Raw genomic sequence first — 516 nt, 5'->3', positions numbered from 1 at the left:
TTCTGGCCGCCGTCGACGAGTACATCCCGACGCCTGAACGCGCGGTGGATCAGCCGTTCCTGATGCCGATCGAGGACGTGTTCTCGATCTCGGGCCGGGGCACGGTCGTGACCGGCCGGGTCGAGCGCGGTGTGATCAACGTGGGCGACGAGATCGAGATCATCGGTATACGCGACACCAAGAAGACGACCTGCACGGGCGTGGAGATGTTCCGCAAGCTCTTGGACCGCGGCGAGGCGGGCGACAATATCGGTGCGCTGCTGCGCGGCATCGACCGGGAGGGCGTGGAACGGGGTCAGGTTCTGGCCAAACCGGGCTCTGTGACGCCGCACACCAAGTTCGAGGCCGAAGCCTACATCCTGACCAAGGAAGAGGGCGGGCGCCACACCCCGTTCTTCGCCAACTACCGTCCGCAGTTCTACTTCCGCACGACGGACGTGACGGGCACGGTGGAGCTGGCCGAAGGCACGGAGATGGTGATGCCGGGCGACAACGTGTCGTTCAAGGTCGAGCTGA

Annotated in this window: 1 protein-coding gene; it reads left to right on the top strand. The window is 65.1% G+C overall.

Annotated features, from left to right (window positions below):
* Window positions 1-516, top strand: a 516-nt coding sequence (locus AADZ90_RS22430; protein ID WP_411997184.1) for an EF-Tu C-terminal domain-related protein, incomplete at both ends; no start/stop codon positions are given.

Origin of the sequence: Aestuariibius violaceus (assembly GCF_040779325.2) — a bacterium.
GTDB classification, from domain to species: Bacteria; Pseudomonadota; Alphaproteobacteria; order Rhodobacterales; family Rhodobacteraceae; genus Aestuariibius; species Aestuariibius violaceus.
The sequence above is the reverse complement of the archived record's forward strand: the minus strand, read 5'-3'. Positions and strand labels throughout refer to the sequence as shown.